This window comes from Arthrobacter sp. T572 (assembly GCF_056780115.1).
In genome coordinates this window covers 692115-717601 of sequence record NZ_JBRAZQ010000002.1, presented here as the reverse complement: position 1 = coordinate 717601, position 25487 = coordinate 692115, and the positions used below count along the sequence as shown (strand labels likewise).

The window sequence follows — 25487 nt, the reverse complement described above, 5'->3', positions numbered from 1 at the left end:
ACGGACACTCGTCCCCGCACCCCATCCGGAGATTCTGATGGCCCAAACGGTAGATACCGATTCCGCATCCACAGCCAGGCTCGACCTGACGAAAATGCGCAAAATTGCCCTCGCCAGCGTTATTGGCACCACCGTCGAGTGGTACGACCTTTTCGTGTTCGGAACGGCGTCCGCACTCGTCTTCAACAAGATCTTCTTCCCCAGCTTCGATCCCATCGTGGGCACCATGCTCGCCTTCGGAACCTTTGCCTCGGCGTACATCGCCCGCATGGTCGGCGCCATAATTTTCGGGCACTTCGGCGACCGCCTGGGCCGCAAATCCATGTTGCTCGTCTCGCTGCTGACCATGGGCGCAGCCACGTTCGCGATCGGCCTGCTGCCCGACTACCAGAGCATCGGCATCATGGCGCCACTCCTGCTCCTCCTGCTCCGTGTCATCCAGGGCTTGGCCCTTGGCGGCGAATGGGGCGGCGCCGTGCTCATGACTGTGGAGCACGCCCCCGCCAACCGCCGTGGCTTCTTTGGCTCGTTGGTCCAGGTTGGCGTCCCGGCCGGCACCCTCATTGCCAACGTCGCGTTCCTCATCGTGGCTTCCAGCATGAGCACCGACGCCCTGCACTCCTGGGGCTGGCGCATCCCATTCCTGGCCTCCGTGCTGCTGGTGGCCGTGGGCATCTACATCCGCTTGAACATTGAGGAGACCCCATCCTTCCAGGCCGTCAAGACCGCCGGCGCCAAGGCAAAGATGCCGTTCGCCTCGCTCATGGCCAAGTACTGGAAGCAGGTTGTCCTGGGCGGCGTCGCCACCCTTTCCACAGGCAGCACCTTCACGCTTCTGGTGGCGTCCGGCGTCGCCTACGGCAAGAAAGAACTGGGTCACTCGGAAAGCCTCATGCTCTGGGTTGTCCTGGCCGCCTGCGCGCTCTGCTTCGTCCTGATCCCGTTCTTCGGCAAGCTCTCCGACAAGCACGGCCGCAAGCCCATCATCTACGCAGGCGTTGCCGCTGAAGCCGTCCTCGCTTTCCCGATGTTCTGGCTCATGGACACCAAGTCCGTGGCGCTCCTGTTCGTCGCCTACCTCGCCATGATGACGGCCTTCGCTGCCAACTACGGCCCCATCGCCACCTTCCTGGCAGAGCTCTTCGGGTCCAAGGTCCGCTACTCCGGCCTTTCCGTGGCCTACATGCTGTCCGGCCTGCTGGGCAGCGCCGCCACCCCGTTCATCACCACGTGGCTGCTGGGACTGACCGGCCAGAGCTCCTCGATCGCCTGGTACATCATGGCGGCAGCCATCCTGTCCCTTGTGGCACTGTTTGTCCTGACCGAAACGCGCCACGGCAACATCGACGCCGTCGATGTTGCACCGGCTGAAGCGGCAGCGAAGTGAACGCAACCCCCATCGTGCGCCTGGCCGGCATCCCCGGCCAGGCGCCCGCCGTCGGCCCTTTCCCGCCAGCGGTCATTGCCAACGGTTTCGTGTTCACCTCCGGCCAGATCCCCGCCATCACCGGACTTAACGATCAACCCGGGACTTTTGAAGGCCAGGTCCGCCAAACCATCGACAACCTGGCCGGAGTCCTGGAGGCGGCCGGGTCCAGCCTGCAGCACGTGGTCAAGGTCAACACGTACCTGACCAGCGAGGAGCAATTGGAGGACTACAACCGCGTGTACGTCGAGTACTTCGGCGCGGCCAAACCGGCGCGAACCACCGTGTGTGTCAGTCTGTGGGGCGTGTCGCTGGAGATCGAGTGCGTTGCCGTCCTGGCCGGAACCGCCTCGACCGGAACCACGGGGGCCGCACAGTGATCCGGACGCTCCTTGAGGACCTAACAAGGGTCAGCTACCCCACGATCGGCCACTTCCTGGAAGATGGCTTTGTTGACCCGGCCATTCAATCCCTCCTGCCCAACGTCAAGGTCGCCGGGCCCGCTGTCACGGTGCGGATCGCCGACCATGACGCGATAGCCATGAACCGCGCCCTCCTTGCGCTGCACCCCGGCGACGTCCTGGTGGTGGACATGCTCGGCGACCACCGCCATGCGCCAGTTGGTGCCGTCACTGCAGCCACGGCGATCGCCCAAGGCGCAGCCGCCGTCCTGATCGACGGCATGGCAACGGACCTGCTGGAACTGCGGCAGGCCGGGCTGCCCGTCTTCGCGCGTGGCACCACCTGCCTCACCACCAAGCGCGCGTACAGTACTGGCTCCGCCGTCAATGTGCCGGTTCACTGCGGCGGCATTGCAGTGAACCCCGGCGATTTGGTCCTCGGGGATGACAACGGCTTGATCATCCTGGAGCCGCACGCAGCCCGGAACGTCATGGGTCAAGCCCTTGCCTCGGATGCGGCCGAACCCGCCATCCTGGCCAGGATCGCGGCCGGCGAACCGCTCCACACGGTCCTGGCCCTGTAACTCCGCCACCCGTAACCCCGCTGTGGCACCAACGGACTTCGGCCGGGGATGCGGTAGAACTTAACCATGAGCGTACGTACACCCGACCCATATCCCGGCTGGCTTTCCGACGAGGACCTTTTCGAGGCGCGAGGGCGCCTTCCCATGGTCTACGTGGAGGCTGTTCCCGTCCGCTTGGATCCCCTCGGGTACGTCAATGAGGTCGGCTCCCTGCTGCAGGGCGACGCCGACGGCAACATGGTCCGCTACCTCGTCTCCGGCCGCGTCCTCTACCGCGAAACCATCCGGGCAGCACTCCTGCGGCACATGGAAAAGGACCTCGGTCCCCTGGCTTTCCCCCAGCTGCCCATCAGCCCGGTCCCGTTCACGGTGGCCGAATACTTCCCGGCCCCGTCCCAGACCGGCTTCACCGATGACCGCCAGCACGCGGTCTCGCTGGTGTTCATCATCCCGGTCACAGGTGAATGCGAGCCCCGCCAGGACGCACTGGAACTGACCTGGATGACTCCGCAGGAAGTCCTCCGCGAAGACGTTCAGCAGGAATTCGAAGGCGGCCGCGGCAACCTCGTGCGGCAGGCCTTGGCCTACTCGGGCATCGTCGTCTAGGGCGGGTCCCGGCGCCTGCCGCGGCCGGACTTTGTAGACTGGACGGCGGACCGCAAGAGAACCAAAGGACTTCCGATGACTCACAGCCCAGCCTCAGAGCAGTACCGCGAGAAGCAGGCTGGGGACCTGCAACCGGGAGACTTTGTGTACCCGCCGGGCGACGGTCCCGCCCAGGAAATCCGCAGCGTCGAGACCCAGCACGATGACTACGGTGTCGCTGCGCTGCTGCTGGTCACAACGTTCGACGGCGGTTCGATGCGGATCGCTGCGGGCTCCAGTGTGCCGGTTGGCAGCGGAGTCCCGGGCAGCGGCGTCGGGTCCGGTTTCGGCGACAGCACCGGCACCAGTGCCGGCGACTCCGGCGACAGCGCCGGTGCCGCCTCCGGCGGCGGGGCCGAAGGCCCGTCCACCGAAGACCCCTCGCTCAGCACCCCGGCGGAAACGGACCAAGAGGCGCCCGCCGCTCCCGCCGTCGTCGTACCTCCACGCCCGGAAACGCCGCCAGTGGCCACCGGACCGGGTCCGGAAGAACTGGCCCTCATCCCCGAGCCGCACGGTACTCCGGAGTCAGTGGTTGTGGCCGCCGCAGCCGGACACAAGGGCAAGAACGGTGTTCAGGTACTGGCCGACCGGCTGGCCAAAGGCATCAACACCAAGTCGGGAAGCTGCCTCCGGGATCTCAGCGACCTGGCCTTCGACCTGTGCGTGGTGTTGCGGGATCCGGACAAGGCGCTTGAAGTGGCCGATCTCCTGAACGTCCTGCCCTTCGACGGGAACCTTGACCGCTGGGCGTCGATTGAACGCGCCCTGGCGCTGTCCAGCTTCATCTGCCGCGAATCCGGACAAACGGACCGGGCGGCTGTGTACGAAAAACTCCTGCGGGCTCCCGAATCGCAGGAAGAGGACCCGTTCAAGGCCCGTATCAATGCCAGGGTCCGGCAGCGCGCCCTCAACGAACCCAACCTTTACGACAAGGAGATCTTCCGCGCGATCGACAACGGCAACCGCGAAGCCGAACGTGAATGGCGGTTCCTGCGGCTCGAAGCGCTGCTGTTCCTCCGCGCGCACGGCGGCTCCAAAACCCTTGCCGGAGACGAACTGACACGCCGGATCGCCAACGAACTCGACTCGGTCCGCGCTTAGGGCCGCCGGACCGCCCGGCTCGGGAAGATCAAGCCCTGTTTTATGTGCCCGAACGGCGGTAGATTCTGGGCCATGACGAACAATCTGAGCGTTGTGATTAATGCCGACGCGCAGCAGGTTTGGACAATGCTGCGTGAACCGTCGCTCGTGGCCCAATGGCATGGTTGGGAAGCCGATGACCTCGCCGACGAAATCAAACAGATCTACTTCAACACCGATGTAGTGGAAGGACCTGACCACACCAGCCTCACCGTCAACGGCGGCGACATCTTTGAGCTGCATCCCGTGTCCGGCGGCACCGAAGTCAAGGTGACCAGGGCCGCGCTGGACCACAATTCCGAGTGGGCGGAGTGGGATGAAGACATCACGCAGGGATGGCTTACCTTCCTCCACCAGCTTCGGTTTGCCTTGGAGCGGCATCCGCACGGTAAGCGCCGGACGCACTTCCTGTCCGTCTCAGGTGACGGCTCAGCCATAGAAAAGCTGGGGCTTGGCGACCTTCCGCCCGTAGGCGAGGAATATTCGCTCACCCTGAAAACCGGCGAGAAGATCTCCGGCAAGGTCTGGTTCAAGAGCCGGCACCAGGTCGGCCTGACCGTGCACAGCTACGCCGCGCACGGCGACGGGCTGCTGATCGTCGCAGAACAGTTGCCGATTCCGGACAAAAGGCCCGACGGCGGCGCGATAGTGATTGCCTCGACCTACGAGCTCGGGGCCCACACGTTCAACGACATCCGTGCCTCCTGGGACAAGTGGAAGGAAGCGAACTACAGCTCCTGAGACGGCGCCCATCGGACCTCCGACAGGGTGACCTTCGGCAAAGCTGGCACACTTGGTAGCGTGCCAGCTTCCGCTTCTTTGCCTTCGCCTGATTCAACCACCGCGCCCTCCGTGGCCACGGCCGGATTTTCCTTCGAGGTGGGCCGGCGCCTGACGGAAACGTGCCCGCCGTCGTCCTCGCTTGTGGAGGCGAACGGGGGCGGGTTCCTGGGCCGCACCGGAACCATCACCACGCCGCACGGAACCATCCAGACGCCGGCGTTCATCGCCGTCGGGACCAAAGCCACCGTCAAAGCCGTGCTCCCGGAGTCCGTCGCCGAACTTGGTGCACAAGCTGTGCTGGCCAACGCCTACCACCTCTACCTCCAGCCCGGGCCCGAAATCCTCGACGCCGCAGGTGGGCTCGGCGCCTTCATGAACTGGTCCGGCCCGACCTTCACGGACTCCGGCGGGTTCCAGGTAATGAGCTTGGGCTCCGGGTTCAAGAAGGTGATCGACATGAAGAACGTCGACACGTCCGGGCCCGACGACGCCGTCGCCCCGGGGAAGGAACGGCTGGCGCACATCGATGACGACGGGGTCTGGTTCAAGTCCCACCTCAACGGCGACAAGCACCGTTTCTCCCCCGAGATCTCCATGCAGGTCCAGCACCAGATCGGGGCGGACATCATGTTCGCGTTCGACGAGCTGACTACCCTGCAGAACTCCCGCGCCTACCAGGAAGAGTCGCTGGAACGGACGCGGCTCTGGGCGTTGCGCTGCTTGGAGGAGCATTTCTCGTTGACTGAGTCCCGGGCAGGCAAGCCGTACCAGGCCCTGTTCGGGGTGATCCAGGGCGCCCAGTACGAGGACCTGCGGCGCAAGGCATGCCGCGATCTTGGCGCGATGCCCTTCGACGGGTACGGCATCGGTGGGGCGTTGGAGAAGGAGAACCTCGGGACGATTGTCCGCTGGTGCAACGAGGAACTCCCCGAGGACAAGCCCCGCCACCTGCTGGGCATCTCCGAACCGGACGACATCTTTACCGCCATCGAGAACGGGGCCGATACCTTCGACTGTGTCTCCCCCACCCGCGTGGCCCGGAACTCCGCGTTCTACACGCCGTCCGGCCGGTTCAACCTGTCCGGTGCACGGTACAAGAAGGACTTCGGGCCCCTCCAGGAGGGCTGCGACTGCTACGCCTGCGCCAACTACTCACGGGCGTACATCCACCACCTGTTCAAGGCCAAGGAGATGCTCTCCGCAACCCTGATCTCCATCCACAACGAGCGCTTCGTGGTGAAGATGGTGGACGACGCCCGCTTGGCCATTGAATCCGGGGATTTCTTCGAGTTCAAGGCCGAGACGCTGGGGCGGTACTACTCCTAGCTTTGCTTGGTGCCGGTGCCGGGTTCGCGGGAAACGTGCGACGGCGTTGGGAAGCTTCCAGCGGCCCCGTGCCTTTCCAGCGAACCCGGCGAAGGGCTAGGCCGCGATTGCGCCGTAGCTCGGCTCACGCTTCTTGATCCAGCCCACCACCAGCACGGTAATGGGCACGAAGATGAACTCGACCGCCGTCTTGTACAGGAAGCCCACCAGGACGTAATTGATGAACGAGCCGACGTCGGAGATGCCGATCACCGACGCCGCGATGCTGCAGAAAATCAGGGTATCGACGAACTCGCCCACCACGGAGGAGCCCATGAGCCTGGCCCACAGGGTCTTTTCTCCCGTGCGCTCCTTCATCTTGACCAGGATCCAGGAGTTGATGGTCTGGCCTGCGAGGAACGCCAGCAGGGACGCCAGGACGATTTGTGGAACGGGCCCGAGCGCGCCCTCGATGGCTGCCTGTTTGGCGGTTCCGTAGTCGTCATCGAAGCCGGGGAGGATGATGATCACCCAGTAGCAGAGCGACGCGAAGACACTCAGGGCGAACGAGGTGATGATGGCTTTGCGGGCCACCTTGAAACCGTAGACCTCGCTCATGACGTCGCCCAGGATGTAGGCCAGCGGGAAAAGAAAGAAACCGCCGTCAGTGATGATGGGCCCGAGCACCACGCCTTTGGAAGCGCCGATGTTGGAGAGGATCAGCACCACGGCCATGACCGCGAGCATGATGCCGAAGTAGGGGGAACCGATGGACGCAAAACGCGGTGCGGGCTTGCTCAAAGTACTGCCGGAAGGCGAGGGCATGGGTCATCCGTTTCGTAGTGGTTCGCGCAGGCGCTCTGCAACTCGCGGCGCCCCGCTGTATTAGCACTGGGGTAGTGGGGGCATCCTGCCCGGCACCAGCTACATTGTCCCACCCTCCGCACGCTCTCTCACCTTCCGCCCGGTTTCCCGCCACCCTCTCTCACCCAAGTGCTGTTGTGCCGCCACCCTCTCTCACCAAAACCCCGCACCCTGTTTGAACGCGTTCAAAACTTATGCCACACTCATTCTTGAACACGTTCAAGAATCTGCCGGAGGAACCAACATGGCCGCCAAGAGCGAACAAACACGGCAACTCGTAGCCGACGTCGCACTGAAGATGTTCCGCGAGGTCGGCTTCGAGAAGACCACCATGCGGGCCATCGCCCAGGAGGCCGGCGTCTCGGTGGGCAACGCCTACTACTACTTCGCGTCGAAGGACGAGCTGGTCCACGAGCTCTATCTCCAGGTGCAGGACGAGCATGCTGTCGCCGCGGCCGCGGCCCTGCACAACGTGCAGGATCTCACCGGCCGGCTCAAGGCCGTGCTGCACACCGGCATAGACGTCATGACCCCGTACCACCAGTTCGGTTCCGACTTCATCGCGACGGCGATCCGGCCGTCGTCGCCCGTTAATCCGTTCGGAAAGGCGTCCACCGCGGCCCGGGACGCTTCGCTCGCGATCTTCCGCACCGCCGTCGACGGTTCCTCTCCCGCGGTCGCCAAAAAACTGCGCGGGGAGTTGCCCGAACTCCTCTGGCTCGCCTATATGGGAATCGCACTGTTCTGGGTCTACGACACCTCCGAGAACCAGCGCCGCACCCGCAAGCTCATCGACGGCGCGGCGCCGCTGGTTGCGCGCGGGCTGTCACTGGCAAAGATCCCAGGCGTCAACAAGGTGTTCGACGACGTCCTGGGACTGGTCCGCAGCGTGAAGACCCAATCGTGACAGCCACAGTGGTGATCGCTGGAGCGTCGGGCTTCATCGGACGGTACTTCCGGCGGCGGTTCGCCGCGGAGGGCTGGCAGGTCCGCACCATCGGGCGGGACGCTTCGGTTGACGCCCAATGGAACGACGACGGCGGCATCGCCAAGGCGCTTAACGGCGCCGAACTGCTGATAAACCTCGCCGGACGAACGGTCAACTGCCGATACAACGAGCGGAACCGTCGGGAGATCCTTGACTCGCGGGTACAGACGACGCGATCGTTGGGGGTCGCACTCTCCCGTTGTGATGAACCGCCACGCACGTGGATCAATGCGAGCACCGGGACCATTTACCGGCACGCGGAGGACCGGCCGCAGTCCGAAATGGCTGGCGAGTTGGGTAGCGGATTCTCCGTCTCCGTGGCCCGCGCGTGGGAGGACGAACTGGCGGCGGCCTCGACTCCGTTGACCCGGAAAATTCCTCTGCGGATCGCCATTGTCCTCGGCAGGGACGGAGGAGTCATGGGTCCCTTCCGGAACCTGGCGCGGCTCGGGCTGGGCGGGCACATGGGCCGCGGGACGCAGAAGTTCAGCTGGATTCATGTGGAGGACTTGTTTCATTCGGTTCTGTTCCTTCACGAGCGGCCCGAGCTGTCCGGGCCAGTCAATGCGGCGTCGCCATATGCTGTGGACAACCGTGAACTGATGTCCTTGGTCCGGCGGAGCCTCGGTGTGCCGTTCGGAGTTCCAACACCGGCGTGGCTGTTGGGGATGGGCGCCGTCATCATCCGCACGGAGACCGAACTGGTCCTGAAGAGCCGATGGGTCGAGCCAAGGAAGCTGGTCGAGGCCGGCTTCGCGTTTCAGTATCCCGCTCTTGCCGACGCCCTCAACGCGATCAGCAGGTCCAGCCGATGATGACCGACCCGAGTGATGAGTATGCTCCGGCAGAGTTGAACACGCCGCAGTACCGCCCCCTGCACCGGGTGGTTCTCAATGGCAAGAGCCTGGCCCTGGGTGTCCTGGTTGCGTACCTGGTCTTCAGCTCGTTGTTGGCCGTGCAGGCTCCCGACTGGGCTCTGATCTTCTTTGTTTACGCCGCGATCCCCGTGGCATTCATCGGCACGGCCGTAGGAGCTTTACTGGGATTGGCCATGCGCCGCGTGCGCAACCAATGGCTTCACGTGGCTGCGTTTTTCGCGACCGGGGCTCTCATCTGCCTACCCTTCGGCGGTTTCTCGAGTTGGGGCGCAACCTTGTTTAGCCTGTCCATTGCGCTGGCAGCAGGGATCGGCCGGCTATCGGTCTGGCGACTCGTCCGCATCACGCAACGCTCTCTCACCTAAGCGCCCCCTCAGCCGAACGCTCTCTCACCAAAGCGCCCCCTCAGCCGAACGCTCTCTCACCGTCCATCTCAAGGTTCGTGGCGCCGTGGGATTCCGACGTAACGCGGCACCTCCCTCACGTACTCGACGTAGGGCTGCCCAAACTCTTTCTGAAGTGCCCTTTCTTCCCAGAGGGCGCCAAGATGTTCCACCAGCATGCCCGCCGGCAGAGTCACCAGAGCCCACGGCGAACCCCTGAATGCCGCTACACCGGCATGGATCATCCACCAGCCCAAGTACATAGGATGACGGCTCAGGGCATAGGGGCCGCTGGTCACAAGTTCTTCAGGGCGGCCCAAGGCAAAGGTCCCCACGGTGTGGCGTCGTCGTTCCACAACCGCCCAGGCTGTAACTCCCGTGCCGGTCAGCAGCAAGATCGTCCCCACGACTTTGCGAGTGCCACGAACTGGTGTGATCGGCGTCGGCAATACCCGGTCGAGGACCCCGTCCAGGACGAGTCCGAGCACTTGACCAGGTGGAAGCGGTATTCCGCCTGCTTCCTGTTTCAGGATGAGAACCACCCGCCGAAGTGTGCCCATGCCATGAACATTAATCCCGTCCCAGCCTGAAGGCCACGGCCTGCACGCACGGAGTGAGAGAGCATCCGCCCAAAACCGGCGATCCCTGAGAGAGCGTCCGCCCAAAACCGGCGATCCCTGAGAGAGCGTCCGGCCAAAACCGGCGATCCCTGAGAGAGCATCCGCCCAAAACCGGCGATCCCTGAGAGAGCATCCGCCCAAAACCGGCGAACGGTGAGAGAGCATCCGCCCAAAACCGGCGATCCGTGAGAGAGCGTCCGGCGGGGGAAACCTAAGGAAGTGTTAGGAAATCCCCTCCCGCGTTGGCTGTGCCGTGCATCACCCATAGCTTGGAATACGTCCTCTTCATCCAAGAGGGCCTTTCTTAGTCACGAAGAGCCATGCGCAACGACGCCATGAGCACGAGCTTCATGGACAGAACGAACTCATGAAAGACACGGCTGCCACGTGCGCAGCCGGCCAGGAAGGTTCATTGATGAGCACCCAACAAGCTGCGCCCCTCAGCGAGGCGGCCCAAACACGCAAGGCCGTGAGCAATATCCTCAAGGGCTCCGCGGGCAACCTCGTGGAGTGGTTCGACCTCTACGTGTACACCGTGTTTGCCGCGTACTTCCAGTCGCACTTCTTTAATTCGTCGGACGATCTGCAGGCGGGCCTCGAAGCGATGGCCGTGTTCTCGACGTCGTTCCTCGCCCGTCCAGTCGGCAGCTGGTTCTTCGGCCGCTACGCAGACCGCAAGGGCCGTAAGGCCGCGCTGACGCTAAGTGTCACCATGATGTCCGCGGGCTCATTCTGCATTGCGATCCTGCCCACGCAGGACGTCATCGGCTTGTGGTCCATGATCCTGCTGGTGTTCATCCGCGTGCTGCAGGGATTCTCCGTCGGCGGCGAGTACGGAACCAGCGCCACCTACATGTCCGAGGCTGCTACGGCCAAGCGCCGCGGCTTCTTCTCCAGCTTCCAGTACGTGACGCTGGTGGGTGGCCAGATGTTGGCTCTCCTCGTCCTCGTGATCCTGCAGAACACCATGACCAAGGAAGCCCTCACCGAGTGGGGCTGGCGCATTCCGTTCGCGATCGGCGGCGTCGCTGCCTTGGTTGTCCTCTGGCTCCGCCGTTCCATGGAGGAAACCGTCTCGGCCGACCAGATCCGCGCGGCCCACATCAAAGTGGAAGGCGAAGCCCAGCCGGGCACCATGAAGCTCCTCTTCACCAAGCACTGGAAGCCATTGCTCATCTGCATCGGCATCACGCTCGGTGGCACGGTGGCGTTCTACACGTACACCAACTTCATCCTGAAGTTCATGAACGATACCTCCGGCATCGCCAAGACCGACACCTCTGTGATCAACTTCTGGGCACTGTTCATCTTCATGCTGCTGCAGCCGGTGTATGGCATGATCTCGGACAAAATCGGCCGAAAGCCCCTGCTGGTGTGGTTCGGCGTCACAGGTGTCCTGTTCACGTGGCCGCTGCTGTCCACCTTGGCCGGCACGCAGGACCCCTTCATGGCGTTCCTCCTGATGATGGGCGGCCTGCTCATGGTTGGCGGCTACACGTCCATCAACGCCTTGGTGAAGGCCGAGCTCTTTCCGGCTTCCATCCGCGCTCTCGGCGTCGGCCTGGGCTACGCAATCGCCAACTCGCTCTTCGGTGGCACGGTCCCGCTGATTGGCGCAGCGCTGCAGAAGGCCGGCCAGGAAAACCTGTTCTTCACCTACGTAACGGCCGCGATCTTCGTATCCCTGCTGGTGTACATCTTTGCGTTGAAGAACAAGAAGGCTACCCACCTGGACGCCGAGCAGGGCAGCGCGTTCAAGGTCAAGGACGAGGACGACAAGAAGGACCTCGTCAACGCCTAAAGGCCGTGCCTGCGAGGCCCGCCCTGCGCCCTTTGGTCATTCCAAAGAACGCAGGGCGGGCCCGGCTTGGCTAAGGGGTGGGCGTTTGGTGATAGAGGGATTCCCTGAAGGCGCCGGAAGGTGATAGAGCGTTGGGAATGGAGTAACCTCCAAGACGGAGCAAACGCTCCGCAAGCAGGAGGAAACCCCACAGTGCACGTGCTTATCGTCGAGGATGACGACTCCGTAGCATCTGCCCTTGCTGCCGCCGTCGCATCCGCTGGCCACAAAGCTGCACGGGTTTCCCGGGGTGAAGACGCACTGCTGGCCCATCGGCAACATGAGGTGATCCTCCTCGACCTCGGCCTCCCTGATATCGACGGCCTGGACGTCCTCAGGAAACTGCGTCAGGTCACGCAGGCTCCCATCCTGATCCTCACGGCCCGTGATGATGAACGCAGCGTGGTGCTGGGCCTGCGTTCAGGAGCAGACGACTACCTGGTCAAGCCCGTGAAACTCGTGGAACTGCTGGCAAGGATCGAGGCGGTGACCCGACGTACCAGCCGTTCAGGGCAGGGCACACCCCACGTCATCACCGTAGGACCCGTGACAGTGGACCTGGACCGCCGCGTGGCCGCCGTCGAAACCCGGGAACTGGCACTGACAGCGACCGAGTTCGACCTCCTCAGCCTCCTGGCCAGGAACGCCGGCTCGGTGGTGACGCGCGAACAGATCCTGGATGCCCTCTGGGGTGATGCTTTCCTCGCGAATTCACGCTCCCTGGATGTCCATCTCACGGCCTTGCGTTCCAAGCTCCAGCAGCCGGGGTTCATCATCAACGTACGCGGCGTGGGCTACCGCGTGGAGGGCGAACCCGAATGAGGGTGCGGGTCCTCGGCATCCTGAGCCTGCTGGTGGTGGTCATCGTAGCCACCGTTTCCAGCGTGATCCTGACATCGGCAGGCCGCGAACTGACCCAGGAACTGCAAATCAACCGGGTCGCAGCCCTCAACAGGTTCGCCCAACTGGCAAGCGACGCCGCGCAGGACAACAACACCACCCAGCTGGAACGCGAGATGAACCGGTACTCCGAACTGTACGGCGAGGGTGTCCTGATCCGGCTGCAGGACACCACGGTCGCCTCGGGCGGACTCAGCGAGGAACGGCACGATGTCCGTGACGCCCTGGGACGTGCGAGCCTCAACCTCAGTGACACAACGCTGAACCCGGTGAGCCCGTTCACCACCGGCAACGAGGTCCTCTCGCGTCCATTCGGGACAGCCAGCCAGGTCCTGGGCGAAGCGGTGGTTGAAGTGGACCTCGACACGGCGCGCCGTAAACTCCGGGAACGCTGGGGTGCTGTTGGGCTCGCGGCTTTGGCTTTGGCCGCGTTGCTGCTCCTGGCCGCCTCACGCATCACCGGCTGGGTTCTCAGGCCCGTGCAGCGGCTCAGTTCTGCTGTCCATGAACTGGAAGCCACGGGCAGGACCAGTCAGCTCCCCGAAGCCGGACCGCCCGAGCTCCGCGAACTCAGCCGTTCCTTCACGGCCATGGCCAATACGGTCACCGAAAGCATGGAATCACAGCGCCGCCTGATCGCCGACACGTCGCACCAGCTCCGGAACCCGGTGGCCGCGTTGCGGCTGCGCATCGACCTGCTGCAGCTGGAACTTCGTTCGGCCAAGGAACAGCAAGCCGCAGCGGGTGTGGTGGCCGAGCTTGAGCGGGTTGAGGACATGCTCGACGGCGTGCTGAAGCTGGCTGCCGCTGAGCACCGCGCCTCCGCGGGGGCTGCCCCTGCAGCGCACCCGATGGCAGACCGAAGGGCGTCCGTGATCGATGCCGTTCCCGTGCTGCAGGGAGAAGTTGAGCGTGCCATGCCGACGGCCGAAAGGGCCGGATCAACCCTTGCCACGGACTTTCCCGGGTCCCCGGTGGAAGTCCCCTGCAACCCGGAAGAACTGGCACAGATGGTGCGTGAGCTCCTGGCCAACGCCATCAAGTACGCCCCGGGCGGCCACATCACCGTGGCGACGCAAAAGACGCAAGGAGGTGCCGCCGTCGTGATTTCGGACGACGGTCCCGGCATCCCCGAACAGAGCCTGGCCGCCGCTGCAACCCGGTTTTGGAGGGGGCCGCAGCACGGCGCGATCGAAGGCAATGGTTTGGGAATGACGATCGTGGAGCGCCTGGCGCAGGCCAACCAGGGAACGCTGGTACTGCAGAACAGGAAGCCGCACGGACTGTCGGCTCGCGTGGAGTTCACGTCCCAGGCAGGAGGAACAGGTGCGTGACCCTCAGCTGACGCGGAGGAAGTTGCTCGCGGTGGGGCTCGCCGCTGGGCTGTCAGCCGTTGGAGCGAGCGCCTGTACCGCCGTCGATCAAGCGGGCAAGGTGACCGTGGCAGGCGGCGAAACCGGAGGGTTCTACCTTGAGTTCGCCACGCTGCTCGCCGGGCTCCTGCAGCGGGAAGGGGTGGCATCGTCTACCGAAACGCTGATCACGGGCGGCAGTCTCGACAACATCCGGCGCGTCTTGTCCGGCGAGGCGACATTCGCCGTCGCCCTCGCCGATGCCGCCGTACGGGCCGCCGCAGGGCAGGAAGCGGACAGCCAGGACGGAAAAGACCTGGTGGCCTTGGGCAAGGTGTATGAAAACTACGTGCACTGCATTGTCCGGGAGGACAGTGGCATCCGCAATGTTTCCGAGCTTGCGGGGCGGACCGCCGGCGTTGGCGAAGTTGGTTCGGGCACGTCGCTGACTGCGGACCGCATCCTGGCGGCTGCCGGTCTGGCCGGGGGCGCCGCCCCGGGACCGGTGAGGCAGGTGAACCTGGGGCTCAGCGAGGGACTGGCCGCACTCAAGGACGGGTCGATCGACGTCATGATCCAGTCCGGGGGTGTGCCCACCGCACCGATCGTCGGCACAGCGGACGAAGTGCAGCTGCGGCTCCTGGACCTTTCCGACCTCATCCAGCCCACCAGGACCCTCTCCGGATTTTTCTACGACCGCGTCCTGATTCCCGCCGGCACCTACGGTGACGCTCCCGCGGTCTGGACGTTGGGGGTGGCCAACCTGCTGCTGTGCCGGCGGGACCTCGCCGACGCGTTGGCGCGCAGTACGGTGCAGCTCCTGGTGGAACGGGCCAGTGAGCTGGTCCCGGCCTCGAGCGCCGGGGTGCAGTTCCTCAGTCCGGAAACCCTCATCAATACCGCCGGCGTTCCCCTGCATCCCGCTGCCCAGGCGAGCTACCGGGAACTGCACGGCTGACCGCCCGGTATGCCCGGTATGCCCGGAAACGGGACACCCTCGGGAAACTGGCAAAATGGAATCCATGACTTCAGCCGTTTCCCCTGCCATTGCACTGACCATCGCCGGCTCGGAAGCGACCGGCGGCGCCGGTGCGCAAGCCGACCTCAAGACCTTCCAGGAACTGGGAGTGTTCGGCATCGTCAACCTCACCTGCATCGTCTCCTTCGACCCCAAGGACAACTGGAACCACCGTTTCGTCCCGGTGGACCAGCAGGTTATCGCGGACCAACTGGAAGCAACGACGGCGGCCTACGGTGCCGCTTCCGGCGCACCTTCGGTTCTGGACACCGTGAAGATCGGAATGCTCGGCAGCCCGGCCACCATCAGCACTGTTGAGGGAGCCCTGCGTGGCGGTGCGTTCGCCAACATCGTGCTGGACCCGGTGCTGATCTGCAAAGGCCAGGAACCGGGGCACGCACTGGACACCGACCAGGCGTTGAAGGCCCAGATCCTTCCCTTGGCCACGTTTGTCACCCCGAACCATTTCGAGGCCGAGTCGTTGTCCGGCATTGCCATCACGGATGAGGAATCGCTGAAAGCCGCAGCCATCCGCATCCACGAGCTCAGCGGCGCAGCGGTCCTTGCCAAAGGTGGGGTGCGGCTGGAAGGTGCTGACGCCGTCGACGTTTTCTACGACGGCGAGACGCTGGAAGTCCTGCGCGCCCCGAAGGTGGGCGAGGTTGCCGTGTCCGGTGCCGGCTGCTCGCTGGCCGCCGCAGTGACCGCCGAGCTCGCCAAGGGTGCCACCCCGCTTGAGGCGGCCCGGACTGCGAAGGCTTTCGTGACCGAGGGAATCCGCAACCGCGTGGCCTCCGGCGCCCCGTTCGACGCCCTGTGGCAGGGCGGCGCGCTGAGCTAGCGCGAGACCTTGCCCATCAGCGACGCGATCGGGCGCAGGAACAGCGGGCGGGCCAGGAACCACGCGGCGGCGGTGAAGACGATCGACGCAGCGAAGATACCGAAGCCCCACCAGCTGGTGTTGTCGTCGTTGGCGGCGTACATGTGGTTGAGGTTGCGGAGGGCGCCGGTGGCGAGGACCAGCGTCACGTGGACGATCACGAACGCCACGAAGTAGATCATTACCGGGAAATGGATCTTGCGGGCCAGTTCGATCGGGTAGAACTTGTTGACCGCAGCCTTCTTGGGCCACGCACCGGACATCCGCAGGCCCGTAATGATCGCCAGCGGCGCAGCGATGAAGACGGTGATGAAGTACGTCAGCAACTGCAGGGCGTTGTAGTTGTTCCAGCCGTTTTCGACGGGCCAGTTCAGCGAGGCGTACTGCAGGCCGGCCGAGACAGCGTTCGGGAAGACGTCGCAACTGGTGGGCACAATCCGGAGCCACTGGCCAGTGGCGAACAGCAGCACGATGAAGATGACGCCGTTGAGCACCCACAATGCGTCCAGGGTCAGGTGGAACCAGAGGTCCAGGCTGATCTTGGTGGGCGGGTTCTTGGTTTTGATGAAGCCCTTGTTGTTCCGGGTCCAATAGGCGGGCGGACGGGTGGTGGTCCGCACCTGCCAACCCGATCGGATGATGAGGACCAGGAAGAACATATTGAGGAAGTGCTGCCAGCCCAGCCACGCCGGGAACCCGGTAGGAGCTCCCTCGGGCAGGTCAGAGTGGCCGGGGTAGTCAATGAGGAACTGCTTCACGGGTTCCAGCGTCCGCAGCCACATGGCAACCAGCACCAGGATCAGCGCCAACACCAGCGCGCCAGCGGTGATGACCCTGGTTTGAACCACCTGTTCGACGTGATCCCGGACGACTTGCTTGAAACGGACATCAGGCCGCGTTCCTCTCTGGCTTGTTGGCGTGCGACCAGTTGGCGCTCTCATAGCGATTCAACCAGTTGCTGCCCGACGGTGAAAACGGCTCCCGGGTTTTGGGGCGTTCGGCGTCAAAAATCGCAGCATTTGGTTACATACTGCAATACATATTTCTAGAACAGACTTCCAGAATTATTTCCTGTATTTTGGGCCTTGGTCAAGGATGGGCCGCTCCCATCCGCCTCTCGGTCGGTTCAGCATTCCAGAAACCGTCCGGAAGACACACCGACGCTGCGGCAAGGAGGTCCCATGGTCCGGAAGACGTCTGACGCCGGGGTCCACGCGGGCTCCTGGCAATGGTCGCGCACGGCGGCCACCCGCCGGAACCTTCTTGACGCGGCCGGCGCCGTTTTCTCCGAGCAGGGCTTCACCGACGCCGGCATCTCCGATATTGTTGCCCGCTCCGGCTCCAGTGTCGGCAGCCTCTACCACCACTTCGGCGGCAAGACCGAACTGTTCCTCGCCCTGTGGGACGACTACCAGAACGAGCACGAACGCCTGGTGGCGGCCGCCGTCGCCAGAGCCCGCAAGTCCGGCGAAGACGATCCGCTGGCACTCTTCAACATCGGCAGCCGGACCTACTTCGACTACACCTGGAAGCACCGCGACTTGGAGCGCGTGTTCATCGAGGGCGACACTCCCCCGGGCTTTGAGGTCCTCCGGCGCGAACGCGGCCGCGAGTGGGTGCGCCAAAATTCCGTCCTGCTCGGCACCAGCGAGGACACCCTGGGCCGGCTCACTGTCGCGGTGATCACGGACATCATTACGGTTGCCGGCCACGAGGTCGCCTTGAGTGGCAGCAAGAAGGAGGCGGACGACGTCGTAAAGGCCGCGGCTGTGCTGGTGGCGCGGCTGGCTCCCTAGCCGTGCGCGCCGAATTCGCCGGAAGCGTGCTTGCACACCGGGAAACTTCCGGCGACGCCGCATCGTTCCGGCGAACTCGATTCGCCGACCCCGAGAACGCGACCCCGAGAGCCGACCCCGAGAGCCCGTTGAGAGGGTCAGCGCCCGGAGTGGGCCTCCAGGAAGCTGTACACCTCGGTCTCGTCCACGCCGGGGAACGCCCCCGGAGGCATCGCAGCGAGCAGGTGCGAGTGGGCCCGGGCCGAAGGCCACGCGTTTCCGGCCCACTCGTCGGCCAACGCCGCAGGCGGACGCTTGCAGCAATTCGGATCCGGGCAGTTCGAGGTAGCGCGGGCAGTGGTCTCGCGTCCGCGGAACCACTTCACGTGCTGGTACGGCACGCCAATGCTGAGCGAGAACTCCCCGGTAGCCGACCGCTCGGTGCGGGCAGTGCACCAGTACGTCCCGGACGGCGTATCCGTGTACTGGCTGTAGGCGCTGAACTTGTCCGGCACATCGAACACAGCCCGTGACGTCCAGGCCTTGCATGAGGGCTGCCCCTCGATGGCGCCGGTGTGATCCTGCGGGAACGTCACGCCGTCGTTCTCGTAGGCCTTGTAGATGATGCCGGACTGGTGGGTCTTCTGGAAGTGCGTGGTGATGCCCAGGTGCTTGGTAGCCAGGTTGGTGAAGCGGTGCGCGGCGGTTTCGTATGACACGGCGAAGGCATCGCGAATGTCCTCCACCGCGATTTCCTTGGCCGCCTTGGCCTTTTGCAGGAACTCCACCGTGGCGTGCTCGGGCAGCAACAGCGCGGCCGCGAAGTAATTGGTGGCCACACGCTGCGCCAGGAAGTCGCCGTAGTTCCGCGGAGTTTCGTGCCCCAGGACATAGTGCCCCAGCGCCTGCAGCAGCACAGAACGGGGGTCGTGGTCCTGCCTCTGGTTCTGTGTCAGATAAATTCTGCGGTTCTTCAAATCCGTCACGGACCGCGTGGAATGCGGCAGGTCACCCACATGGTGAAGCGAAAAACCGAGGTTCTCGGCGATGTCCGCAATGACGTGCTGGCTCAGCGGACCCGTGGTGTAGCCGACGCCCTTGAGGACCTTCTGTGCCTCGGCCTCATACTCGGGGAAATAGTTGCCGCGCTCGCGCATCATGGCACGCAACTCGCCGTTCGCGCGGCGGGCTTCTTCCGGCGTCGCGGCTTGCTCATTAAGCTTGCGTTCGAGCTCCTGAAGCAGCCCCACCTGCGACTCCAGCACCTCCAGCGGAAGCCGCGAGCTGATGCGGATTTTCGGCAGGTTCAGCGACTCGTAGAGCGGTCCCCGCTGGTACCGTTCCAGCTCGATTTCCAGGGCCGCACGACGGCTGGGCGGCTCCGCCCCCAGCAACTGGTCGATGCTCACATTGAGGGACGCAGCCAACTGCTGCAGCAGACCCAACTTGGGCTCGCGCTTGCCGTTTTCAATCAGGCTCAGCTGGCTTGGTGCGGTCCCGACGGCGGCACTCAGGTCATCGAGCGTCAGGCCGGCCTGCTTGCGCAAATGGCGCACGCGGCGGCCAAGGCTGATGACGTCCAGTTCAGGGGACGCAGGGGACGACGACGGCGACGCGACTTCGCGATTCCAGCTCACAGGCGACATTTCTTGAGGATACGCGAAGAACTGCATTTCTTTCCATGCTTTTCCTCTGGAAAGCCTCTTGAAAGTGCAGAAAAGTAGTTCTCACGAAAAAGAAACACAGACCCCGGGCAAGCCGGCCGAAGCAGCAATGACGCAGCGGAGGCCGGCCCGGGAGCCCCGCCATATGAGGAGACATGCAATGACCGCATCGTTTGAACCAGCAGAGCAGACCGCCGATCAGCAGGCAGCAGCGCTGGAGCTTGAATGGTCCGCCAACCCGCGCTGGGAGGGCGTCACCCGTGATTACTCGGCCACCGACGTCGTCCGCCTCCGCGGCCGCGTCTCCGAAGAGCACACCCTGGCCCGCCGTGGTTCGGAGAAGCTGTGGAAGCAGCTCACGGAGGAAGCACCCACCGGTGGTTACACCAACGCCCTCGGAGCCCTGACCGGCAACCAGGCCGTGCAGCAGGTCAAGGCCGGACTCCGCGCCATCTACCTCTCCGGCTGGCAGGTGGCCGCCGATGCCAACCTTTCGGGCCACACCTACCCGGACCAGTCGTTGTATCCGGCGAACTCGGTGCCCCAGGTTGTCCGTCGCATCAACAACGCCCTGCTCCGCGCAGACCAGATCGAATACGCCGAGGGCATCAAGACGGTCGAGGACTGGCTGGTCCCGATCGTGGCCGACGCCGAAGCCGGCTTCGGCGGCCCGCTGAACGCCTATGAGCTCATGAAGTCCATGATCACCGCAGGCGCCTCGGGTGTTCACTGGGAAGACCAGCTCGCTTCCGAGAAGAAGTGCGGACACCTCGGCGGCAAGGTCCTGATCCCCACCCAGCAGCACATCCGGACCCTCAACGCAGCCCGCCTGGCGGCCGACGTCGCCGGTACCCCCACCGTCGTCATCGCCCGCACCGACGCCGAGGCAGCAACCCTGATCACCTCCGATGTCGATGAGCGCGACCGCGAATTCATCACCGGTGAGCGTACGGCCGAGGGCTTCTACAAGGTCCGCAACGGGATCGAACCCTGCATCGCCCGCGCCAAGGCCTACGCCCCCTACTCCGACCTGATCTGGATGGAAACGGGCACGCCGGACCTGGAGTTGGCCCGTAAGTTCGCCGAAGCCGTCAAGGCCGAGTACCCGGACCAGATGCTTTCCTACAACTGCTCCCCGTCCTTCAACTGGCGCAAGCACCTGGATGACGACACGATCGCGAAGTTCCAGCGTGAGCTCGGCGCCATGGGCTTCACGTTCCAGTTCATCACCCTGGCCGGCTTCCACGCCCTGAACTACTCGATGTTCGACCTCGCCCACGGTTACGCCCGTGAAGGCATGAGCGCGTACGTCGAGCTCCAGGAGAAGGAATTCGCCTCCGAGTCCCGCGGCTACACCGCCACCAAGCACCAGCGCGAAGTCGGCACCGGCTACTTCGACGACATCGCCACCGCGCTCAACCCGAACGCATCCACCCTGGCCCTGGTGGGATCCACCGAAGAAGGCCAATTCCACTAACAACTTTCCCAACTAAGTCGCAGTTGTGCGCGTTTTGAGCCGTCATAACGCGCACAACTGCGACCCAGTTGGTCCCCGAAGGGATAAATCAGATGAACAGCTTCACCGACAACTTCACTATCAACGGGATCACCCTGACCGCGCAGCCCATTTCACGGCAGAACGAGGTCCTTACGCCGGATGCGCTTGAGTTCGTTGGCAAGCTGCACCGGGCCACTGCTGACCGCCGCCAGGAGCTGATGCAGGCACGGCACGCACGGCGCAACGCCATTTCGAGTGGCCAGGATCCCCGTTTCCTGCCGCAGACCGAGGGCATCCGCAACGACCCGTCCTGGCGTGTGGCTCCCCCGGCTCCGGGCCTGGAGGACCGCCGCGTGGAGATCACGGGTCCCGTGGACAAAAAGATGACCATCAACGCCCTGAACTCCGGCGCGAAGGTCTGGCTGGCCGACATGGAGGACTCCTCCACGCCGACATGGCGCAACGTCATCCAGGGCCAACTGAACCTGACCGATGCCTTGGAACGCCGCATCGACTTCACCTCCCCGGAGGGCAAGGAGTACAAACTCAAGGCCGCCGAGGACCTCCCCACCATCGTGGTCCGTCCGCGTGGCTGGCACCTGCCGGAGAAGCACCTGCTGATCGACGGCAAACCGATCGCCGGCGGAATTGTGGACTTCGGCCTGTACTTCTTCCACAACGCCCGCCGCCTCCTGGCCCAGGGCAAGGGTCCCTACTTCTACCTGCCCAAGATCGAGAACCACCTCGAGGCACGGTTGTGGAACGACATCTTCATCCTGGCCCAGGACCTGCTCGGCATCCCGCAGGGCACCATCCGCGCCACCGTGCTGATCGAAACCATCACGGCCGCCTTTGAGATGGAAGAAATCCTGTACGAACTCCGCGACCACGCTTCCGGGTTGAATGCCGGCCGCTGGGACTACATCTTCTCCCTGATCAAGAACTTCCGGATCCGTGGCCCGCGCTTCGTGCTCCCGGACCGCGGCCAGGTCACCATGACCCAACCGTTCATGCGTGCCTACACCGAGCAGCTGGTCCGGGCCTGCCACCGCCGCGGAGCCATGGCAATCGGGGGCATGGCAGCAGCGGTTCCGAACCGGAAGGACGAGGCCGCCAACGCAGCTTCCTTCGAGAAGGTCCGCGCGGACAAGACCCGCGAAGCCAACGACGGCTTCGACGGTTCATGGGTGGCCCACCCGGACCTGGTTCCGGTGTGCCGGGAAGTCTTCGACGCAGTACTTGGGGAGAAGCCGAACCAGCTGGACCGAAGCCGCGAGGACGTCACGCCCGATGACCGCGCCCTGATCGACATCTCCACCACCGAGGGCTCCATCACCGAGGCCGGCGTCCGCCTGAACATCGAAGTAGGCATCCGCTACATCGAGTCCTGGCTGAGGGGCAACGGGGCCGTGGCCATCCACAACCTCATGGAAGACGCCGCCACCGCGGAGATCTCCCGCTCCCAGCTTTGGCAGTGGATCCACTCCCACGCGATCACCGAGCACGGAGACATCATTACCCGCGAATGGGTCCAGGACATGCTGGACGAAGAGTTCGCCCGCCTGGAACGCTTCGATGGAGACCGCTTCGCAGACGCCCGCAGCATCTTCGAAGAGGTCACCCTCACCGAGGAATTCCCGACGTTCCTGACCATCCCCGCCTACGCCCGCTTCCTCACCGAGGCCAAGGAAGAGGCAACGGAAGAAGAACTGGTCGCCGCCTAGCCCCTGGCGATTGTCCAGGAAACACAAAGCCCCGACGCTGGGCTGCCTGCACTCTTCGCAACAAGTGACCCCGAAGGCCGGGGAAGGCAGCCCAGCACCGGAAACCTCACCCAACCAGGTCGCAGTTAAGCGCGTTTTGAGCCGTCAAAACGCGCTTAACTGCGACCTACTTGGGTGCGTACGACGGCGGCACACGGCCCGCGCGGCCGGCTCACCCCGCGTGGCGGCTCACCTTCCTTGGCGGGAAACCCAGCGGACGGACAGTGTTGTGCAGACGCAGAAAGCCAGCACCGAACCAAGGATCACCAGCAAGGGAACAGTCCAGCCGCCGGAAGCGTCATGCACGTAGCCCACAATGGTCGGAGCCAGTGCGGCAAAGCAATACCCCACACCCTGCACCACGGCCGACATCTTCCCGGCAGCCGCCTGCGAGTGCGCGAACTTGATGACGGCGATGAAGATGACCGTGATACCACCACCCTGGGCAATGCCGCCCAGGGAGGACCACAGCCACCACCAGCCCGGGGCCAACAACAGGCCAACGGGAACCGTCAACCACAACGCACTCAAGGTGACCGCGACCGTCGTCGTGCTGGAAAAGCGGGCCAGCAGCGGCACGCCCAGACCACCCACAATCGCGAAGATCTGGAACAGCGACGATCCCGCTCCGGCCTCGGCGGTCCCCATGGCGAGTTCGTCAGACAGGAAGCTCGGCAGCCACGCGGTGACCCCGTAGTAGGAGAACGCCTGGCCCGCGAACCCGATGGTCAATCCCGCCACCAGCCAGGCCACGCCGCGGGTCTTTCCGGGGGCTGCAGGCGCCGGAGGTGGAACGGGTGCCGGGACAAGCGCCCGGCGCGCTCCCACGGTGGGTATCCAGAACACGATTGCAGCCAGTGCCAGCAACGCGCTTGCAGCCAGAGACAACCGCCACCCCACCAGTTCGGCCAAGGGCGCCGTGGCTACCGATGTGAGGAAGGAACCGATGTTGAGCGCAGCCGTGTAGACACCCATGGCCGTGGCCTGCCGGCGCGGCGCAAAGTCGCGCCGGATGATCAGCGGGACGGCGATGTTGCCGATCGTGATGGCCACCCCGATCAGGACGGTGCCCACCATCACGGGAACACCACCGCCGCTGGACCGGATAACGACGCCGGCCAGCACACCCAGCAGCGTCAGCATCACGGCGAACTCGGCCCCGAAACGACGCCCGGCCAAGGATGCCAGCGGCGAGGCCAGCGAGAAGCAAAGCACCGGGATGCCGGTCAGCAATCCCAGTTCCACGGGCGAAAAGCCAAGATCCCGCCGCAGGGACTCCACCACGGGCGCCACCGCCACGAACGGTCCGCGCATGTTCAGGGCAATAAGGCCGATGCAGGCAAGGATCAACCAGCTCCGCGGGACTTTGGCAAGGAATTGACTCATCGGGGAGGCAGGACTGGAGCAGGAAGCGTTTTCATCACCTTCATTGCTATCACGCCTGCGCACCTGGAAAGCGCCGGAGCCCGGTCTTATCCGGCTGCCTGCAGCGTGGCTTCGATCACGGCCGGTGACAACACATGCTGCGTGACCATCTGGCTGGCACCGAGGATCGCGGAACGATCGCCCGCCATGGAGATGCCGATCCGCAGGTGCGTGGTGGCCAGCGGCAGTGAACGCCGGTAGACCACCTCGCGGATCCCTGCCACCAGGTGTTCGCCGGCCTCCCCCACGCTGCCGCCGATGATGATCATGGAGGGATTAAGCAGGTTCACCACCGTGGCCAGGACATCGCCGACGTCCCGCCCCGCCTGGCGCAAAGCCTGGATGGCTTGCAGGTTTCCTTCGTCGACGAGCCGCAGGACGTCGGTGCCCGTGGCGGCTTCCAGCCCTTGTGCCTTGAGTTGACCGGCGACGGCTGGACCTGAGGCGAGCGCTTCAAGGCACCCGTAGTTGCCGCAGCGGCAGAGGACGTCGTCGCCGCGCGGGACACGGACGTGCCCGAGGTCGCCCGCGGTTCCATTGGCTCCGCGCTGCAGTTCCCCGTTGCTGATGATGCCCGCACCAATGCCCGTGGCCACTTTGACGAACAGGAAGTTGCGGTGGTCCGGCCAGTAGGCGGTCCGTTCACCAAGCGCCATGATGTTGACGTCGTTGTCCACCAGCACCGGAACGGGCAGTGAGCGCTGGACGTAAGGGACGACGTCGAACCCGTCCCACCCCGGCATGATGGGCGGCTTCACCGGACGCCCGGTGTCATGTTCCACCGGACCGGGAAGTCCGATGCCGATCCCGGCGAGGTCGCCCGGGTGGCGGCCGGCCTCGGCCAGCAGTTCCTTGCCCGCAGAGATGACGCGGCCCAGGACTGCTTCCGGACCGTCAGAGACGTCCTGCTTCAGGCGGCGCTCAGCGAGGATGCTGCCGCCGAGGTCCGTCACAGCGACGATCACGTGGGTGGCCCCGACGTCGACGGCCAGGACCACGCGGGCTGCCGGGTTGAAGGCAAAGCGCGACGGCGGCCTGCCGCCGCTGGAGCTGGCCTCACCTGCGGGGCCCACCAGTCCGGAGCTGATGAGGGCATCAATGCGGGAGGCGACGGTGGAGCGGGCGAGGCCGGTGGTCAGCGCGAGTTCGGCGCGGGTGCGGGCCTGGCCGTCCCGAAGCAGTTGGAAGAGATCCCCGGCACGCGAGAGATTCGCGGCTTCCGGCGCGGCCGCATCTTTTCCGGCCTGGGTACCCGGGGCTGAGGTCATGGACTTAGTGAAGCACGATTGCTTATGAGTGTCATGCACCAAAAGTATGTCGATTAATTTTCACCTTTTGCTTGACGCTCGACA

Annotated in this window: 24 protein-coding genes; 18 read left to right on the top strand and 6 right to left on the bottom strand. The window is 64.4% G+C overall.

Annotated elements, in window-relative coordinates; all coding sequences use genetic code 11:
- The first annotated feature begins 37 nt into the window (after positions 1-37).
- From ACUYMZ_RS04585 to tgt, 7 genes are all read left to right on the top strand, one after another.
- Positions 38-1387: an MFS transporter gene (locus ACUYMZ_RS04585; protein ID WP_426005929.1), complete on the top strand. Its 1350-nt coding sequence runs from the start codon at positions 38-40 to the stop codon at positions 1385-1387.
- Positions 1384-1806: a RidA family protein gene (locus ACUYMZ_RS04580; RefSeq protein ID WP_426005928.1), complete on the top strand. Its 423-nt coding sequence runs from the start codon at positions 1384-1386 to the stop codon at positions 1804-1806. Before ACUYMZ_RS04585 ends, ACUYMZ_RS04580 begins: the two co-directional genes overlap by 4 nt.
- Positions 1803-2411, top strand: coding sequence for an RraA family protein (locus ACUYMZ_RS04575; RefSeq protein WP_481602246.1), 609 nt, complete (start codon positions 1803-1805; stop codon positions 2409-2411). Before ACUYMZ_RS04580 ends, ACUYMZ_RS04575 begins: the two co-directional genes overlap by 4 nt.
- 66 nt (positions 2412-2477) lie before the next feature.
- Positions 2478-3017 carry an NUDIX hydrolase family protein gene (locus ACUYMZ_RS04570; protein ID WP_481602245.1) on the top strand — a complete coding sequence of 180 codons (540 nt, stop codon included), beginning with the start codon at positions 2478-2480 and terminating at the stop codon, positions 3015-3017.
- Between the two features lie 75 nt (positions 3018-3092).
- Positions 3093-4160, top strand: coding sequence for a DUF6707 family protein (locus ACUYMZ_RS04565; protein ID WP_481602244.1), 1068 nt, complete (start codon positions 3093-3095; stop codon positions 4158-4160).
- A gap of 72 nt (positions 4161-4232) precedes the next feature.
- Positions 4233-4940, top strand: a complete 708-nt coding sequence (locus ACUYMZ_RS04560) for an SRPBCC family protein (protein WP_442424634.1) — start codon at positions 4233-4235, stop codon at positions 4938-4940.
- Between the two features lie 60 nt (positions 4941-5000).
- Positions 5001-6308 carry a tRNA guanosine(34) transglycosylase Tgt gene (tgt, locus tag ACUYMZ_RS04555; protein WP_481602243.1) on the top strand — a complete coding sequence of 436 codons (1308 nt, stop codon included), beginning with the start codon at positions 5001-5003 and terminating at the stop codon, positions 6306-6308.
- 96 nt (positions 6309-6404) lie between these two features.
- On the opposite strand, the gene ACUYMZ_RS04550 is transcribed toward tgt, so the two are convergent.
- On the bottom strand, positions 6405-7112 hold the full coding sequence (locus ACUYMZ_RS04550) for a queuosine precursor transporter (RefSeq protein WP_426005921.1): 708 nt from the start codon (positions 7110-7112) through the stop codon (positions 6405-6407).
- Positions 7113-7395: 283 nt separating this feature from the next.
- Between ACUYMZ_RS04550 and ACUYMZ_RS04545 the strand changes: the two genes are divergently transcribed.
- Genes ACUYMZ_RS04545 through ACUYMZ_RS04535 form a run of 3 tightly spaced genes read left to right on the top strand, consistent with a single transcriptional unit; the run spans position 7396 to position 9382 of the window.
- Complete coding sequence (locus tag ACUYMZ_RS04545; RefSeq protein WP_481602242.1) at positions 7396-8058, top strand: TetR/AcrR family transcriptional regulator; 663 nt, start codon at positions 7396-7398, stop codon at positions 8056-8058.
- Entirely contained in the window at positions 8052-8954 is a 903-nt protein-coding gene (locus ACUYMZ_RS04540; protein WP_481605809.1) for a TIGR01777 family oxidoreductase, read from the top strand. The genes ACUYMZ_RS04545 and ACUYMZ_RS04540 overlap by 7 nt, the downstream gene beginning before the upstream one ends.
- Complete coding sequence (locus ACUYMZ_RS04535) at positions 8951-9382, top strand: hypothetical protein (protein WP_481602241.1); 432 nt, start codon at positions 8951-8953, stop codon at positions 9380-9382. The genes ACUYMZ_RS04540 and ACUYMZ_RS04535 overlap by 4 nt, the downstream gene beginning before the upstream one ends.
- A 68-nt stretch (positions 9383-9450) precedes the next feature.
- Here the strand turns inward: ACUYMZ_RS04535 and ACUYMZ_RS04530 are convergent, their stop codons facing one another.
- The gene (locus ACUYMZ_RS04530; protein WP_481602240.1) at positions 9451-9960 is read right to left on the bottom strand and encodes a methyltransferase family protein; all 510 of its coding nucleotides are present in this window, start codon (positions 9958-9960) and stop codon (positions 9451-9453) included.
- Positions 9961-10435: 475 nt separating this feature from the next.
- Between ACUYMZ_RS04530 and ACUYMZ_RS04525 the strand changes: the two genes are divergently transcribed.
- The 5 genes from ACUYMZ_RS04525 (at position 10436) to ACUYMZ_RS04505 (ending at position 15971) form a co-directional block, all read left to right on the top strand.
- Positions 10436-11821 (top strand): MFS transporter, encoded by a 1386-nt coding sequence (locus ACUYMZ_RS04525; RefSeq protein WP_481602239.1) that lies wholly within the window; start codon positions 10436-10438, stop codon positions 11819-11821.
- Positions 11822-12013: 192 nt separating this feature from the next.
- On the top strand, positions 12014-12682 hold the full coding sequence (locus ACUYMZ_RS04520; RefSeq protein WP_442425077.1) for a response regulator transcription factor: 669 nt from the start codon (positions 12014-12016) through the stop codon (positions 12680-12682).
- Positions 12679-14094, top strand: coding sequence for a sensor histidine kinase (locus ACUYMZ_RS04515; RefSeq protein ID WP_481602238.1), 1416 nt, complete (start codon positions 12679-12681; stop codon positions 14092-14094). The genes ACUYMZ_RS04520 and ACUYMZ_RS04515 overlap by 4 nt, the downstream gene beginning before the upstream one ends.
- Complete coding sequence (locus tag ACUYMZ_RS04510) at positions 14087-15070, top strand: TAXI family TRAP transporter solute-binding subunit (protein WP_481602237.1); 984 nt, start codon at positions 14087-14089, stop codon at positions 15068-15070. The genes ACUYMZ_RS04515 and ACUYMZ_RS04510 overlap by 8 nt, the downstream gene beginning before the upstream one ends.
- A gap of 55 nt (positions 15071-15125) precedes the next feature.
- Positions 15126-15971, top strand: coding sequence for a hydroxymethylpyrimidine/phosphomethylpyrimidine kinase (locus tag ACUYMZ_RS04505; protein ID WP_481602236.1), 846 nt, complete (start codon positions 15126-15128; stop codon positions 15969-15971).
- Here the strand turns inward: ACUYMZ_RS04505 and ACUYMZ_RS04500 are convergent.
- Positions 15968-16858 (bottom strand): cytochrome b/b6 domain-containing protein, encoded by an 891-nt coding sequence (locus ACUYMZ_RS04500; RefSeq protein ID WP_481602235.1) that lies wholly within the window; start codon positions 16856-16858, stop codon positions 15968-15970. The genes ACUYMZ_RS04505 and ACUYMZ_RS04500 overlap by 4 nt on opposite strands.
- 333 nt (positions 16859-17191) lie before the next feature.
- Here ACUYMZ_RS04500 and ACUYMZ_RS04495 point away from each other — a divergent pair, with 333 nt between their 5' ends.
- Positions 17192-17806, top strand: a complete 615-nt coding sequence (locus ACUYMZ_RS04495) for a TetR/AcrR family transcriptional regulator (protein ID WP_481602234.1) — start codon at positions 17192-17194, stop codon at positions 17804-17806.
- A gap of 137 nt (positions 17807-17943) precedes the next feature.
- Here ACUYMZ_RS04495 and ACUYMZ_RS04490 read toward each other — a convergent pair whose 3' ends face one another.
- On the bottom strand, positions 17944-19458 hold the full coding sequence (locus ACUYMZ_RS04490) for a helix-turn-helix domain-containing protein (protein WP_481602233.1): 1515 nt from the start codon (positions 19456-19458) through the stop codon (positions 17944-17946).
- Between the two features lie 151 nt (positions 19459-19609).
- On the opposite strand from ACUYMZ_RS04490, the gene aceA reads away from it, so the two are divergent.
- Positions 19610-20926, top strand: coding sequence for an isocitrate lyase (aceA, locus tag ACUYMZ_RS04485; protein ID WP_481602232.1), 1317 nt, complete (start codon positions 19610-19612; stop codon positions 20924-20926).
- Between the two features lie 92 nt (positions 20927-21018).
- Positions 21019-22671, top strand: coding sequence for a malate synthase A (gene aceB, locus ACUYMZ_RS04480; RefSeq protein ID WP_481602231.1), 1653 nt, complete (start codon positions 21019-21021; stop codon positions 22669-22671).
- Positions 22672-22899: 228 nt separating this feature from the next.
- On the opposite strand, the gene ACUYMZ_RS04475 is transcribed toward aceB, so the two are convergent.
- Together ACUYMZ_RS04475 and ACUYMZ_RS04470 are read right to left on the bottom strand one after the other, a co-directional pair.
- Positions 22900-24096, bottom strand: a complete 1197-nt coding sequence (locus ACUYMZ_RS04475; RefSeq protein ID WP_442424903.1) for an MFS transporter — start codon at positions 24094-24096, stop codon at positions 22900-22902.
- Between the two features lie 86 nt (positions 24097-24182).
- Positions 24183-25403 carry an ROK family transcriptional regulator gene (locus tag ACUYMZ_RS04470; protein WP_442424902.1) on the bottom strand — a complete coding sequence of 407 codons (1221 nt, stop codon included), beginning with the start codon at positions 25401-25403 and terminating at the stop codon, positions 24183-24185.
- Positions 25404-25487 lie beyond the last annotated feature (84 nt).

Bases quoted from the DNA above. Each gene is read 5' to 3' on its own strand.
- aceB (WP_481602231.1), top strand. From the start codon at position 21,019: ATGAACAGCTTCACCGACAACTTCACTATCAACGGGATCACCCTGACC.
- ACUYMZ_RS04525 (WP_481602239.1), top strand. From the start codon at position 10,436: ATGAGCACCCAACAAGCTGCGCCCCTCAGCGAGGCGGCCCAAACACGC.
- ACUYMZ_RS04470 (WP_442424902.1), bottom strand. From the start codon at position 25,403: ATGACCTCAGCCCCGGGTACCCAGGCCGGAAAAGATGCGGCCGCGCCG.
- ACUYMZ_RS04565 (WP_481602244.1), top strand. From the start codon at position 3,093: ATGACTCACAGCCCAGCCTCAGAGCAGTACCGCGAGAAGCAGGCTGGG.
- ACUYMZ_RS04530 (WP_481602240.1), bottom strand. From the start codon at position 9,960: ATGGGCACACTTCGGCGGGTGGTTCTCATCCTGAAACAGGAAGCAGGC.
- ACUYMZ_RS04545 (WP_481602242.1), top strand. From the start codon at position 7,396: ATGGCCGCCAAGAGCGAACAAACACGGCAACTCGTAGCCGACGTCGCA.
- ACUYMZ_RS04475 (WP_442424903.1), bottom strand. From the start codon at position 24,096: ATGAGTCAATTCCTTGCCAAAGTCCCGCGGAGCTGGTTGATCCTTGCC.
- ACUYMZ_RS04535 (WP_481602241.1), top strand. From the start codon at position 8,951: ATGATGACCGACCCGAGTGATGAGTATGCTCCGGCAGAGTTGAACACG.
- ACUYMZ_RS04550 (WP_426005921.1), bottom strand. From the start codon at position 7,112: ATGCCCTCGCCTTCCGGCAGTACTTTGAGCAAGCCCGCACCGCGTTTT.
- aceA (WP_481602232.1), top strand. From the start codon at position 19,610: ATGACCGCATCGTTTGAACCAGCAGAGCAGACCGCCGATCAGCAGGCA.
- ACUYMZ_RS04585 (WP_426005929.1), top strand. From the start codon at position 38: ATGGCCCAAACGGTAGATACCGATTCCGCATCCACAGCCAGGCTCGAC.
- ACUYMZ_RS04515 (WP_481602238.1), top strand. From the start codon at position 12,679: ATGAGGGTGCGGGTCCTCGGCATCCTGAGCCTGCTGGTGGTGGTCATC.
- ACUYMZ_RS04495 (WP_481602234.1), top strand. From the start codon at position 17,192: ATGGTCCGGAAGACGTCTGACGCCGGGGTCCACGCGGGCTCCTGGCAA.
- ACUYMZ_RS04505 (WP_481602236.1), top strand. From the start codon at position 15,126: ATGGAATCCATGACTTCAGCCGTTTCCCCTGCCATTGCACTGACCATC.
- ACUYMZ_RS04560 (WP_442424634.1), top strand. From the start codon at position 4,233: ATGACGAACAATCTGAGCGTTGTGATTAATGCCGACGCGCAGCAGGTT.
- ACUYMZ_RS04570 (WP_481602245.1), top strand. From the start codon at position 2,478: ATGAGCGTACGTACACCCGACCCATATCCCGGCTGGCTTTCCGACGAG.
- ACUYMZ_RS04490 (WP_481602233.1), bottom strand. From the start codon at position 19,458: ATGCAGTTCTTCGCGTATCCTCAAGAAATGTCGCCTGTGAGCTGGAAT.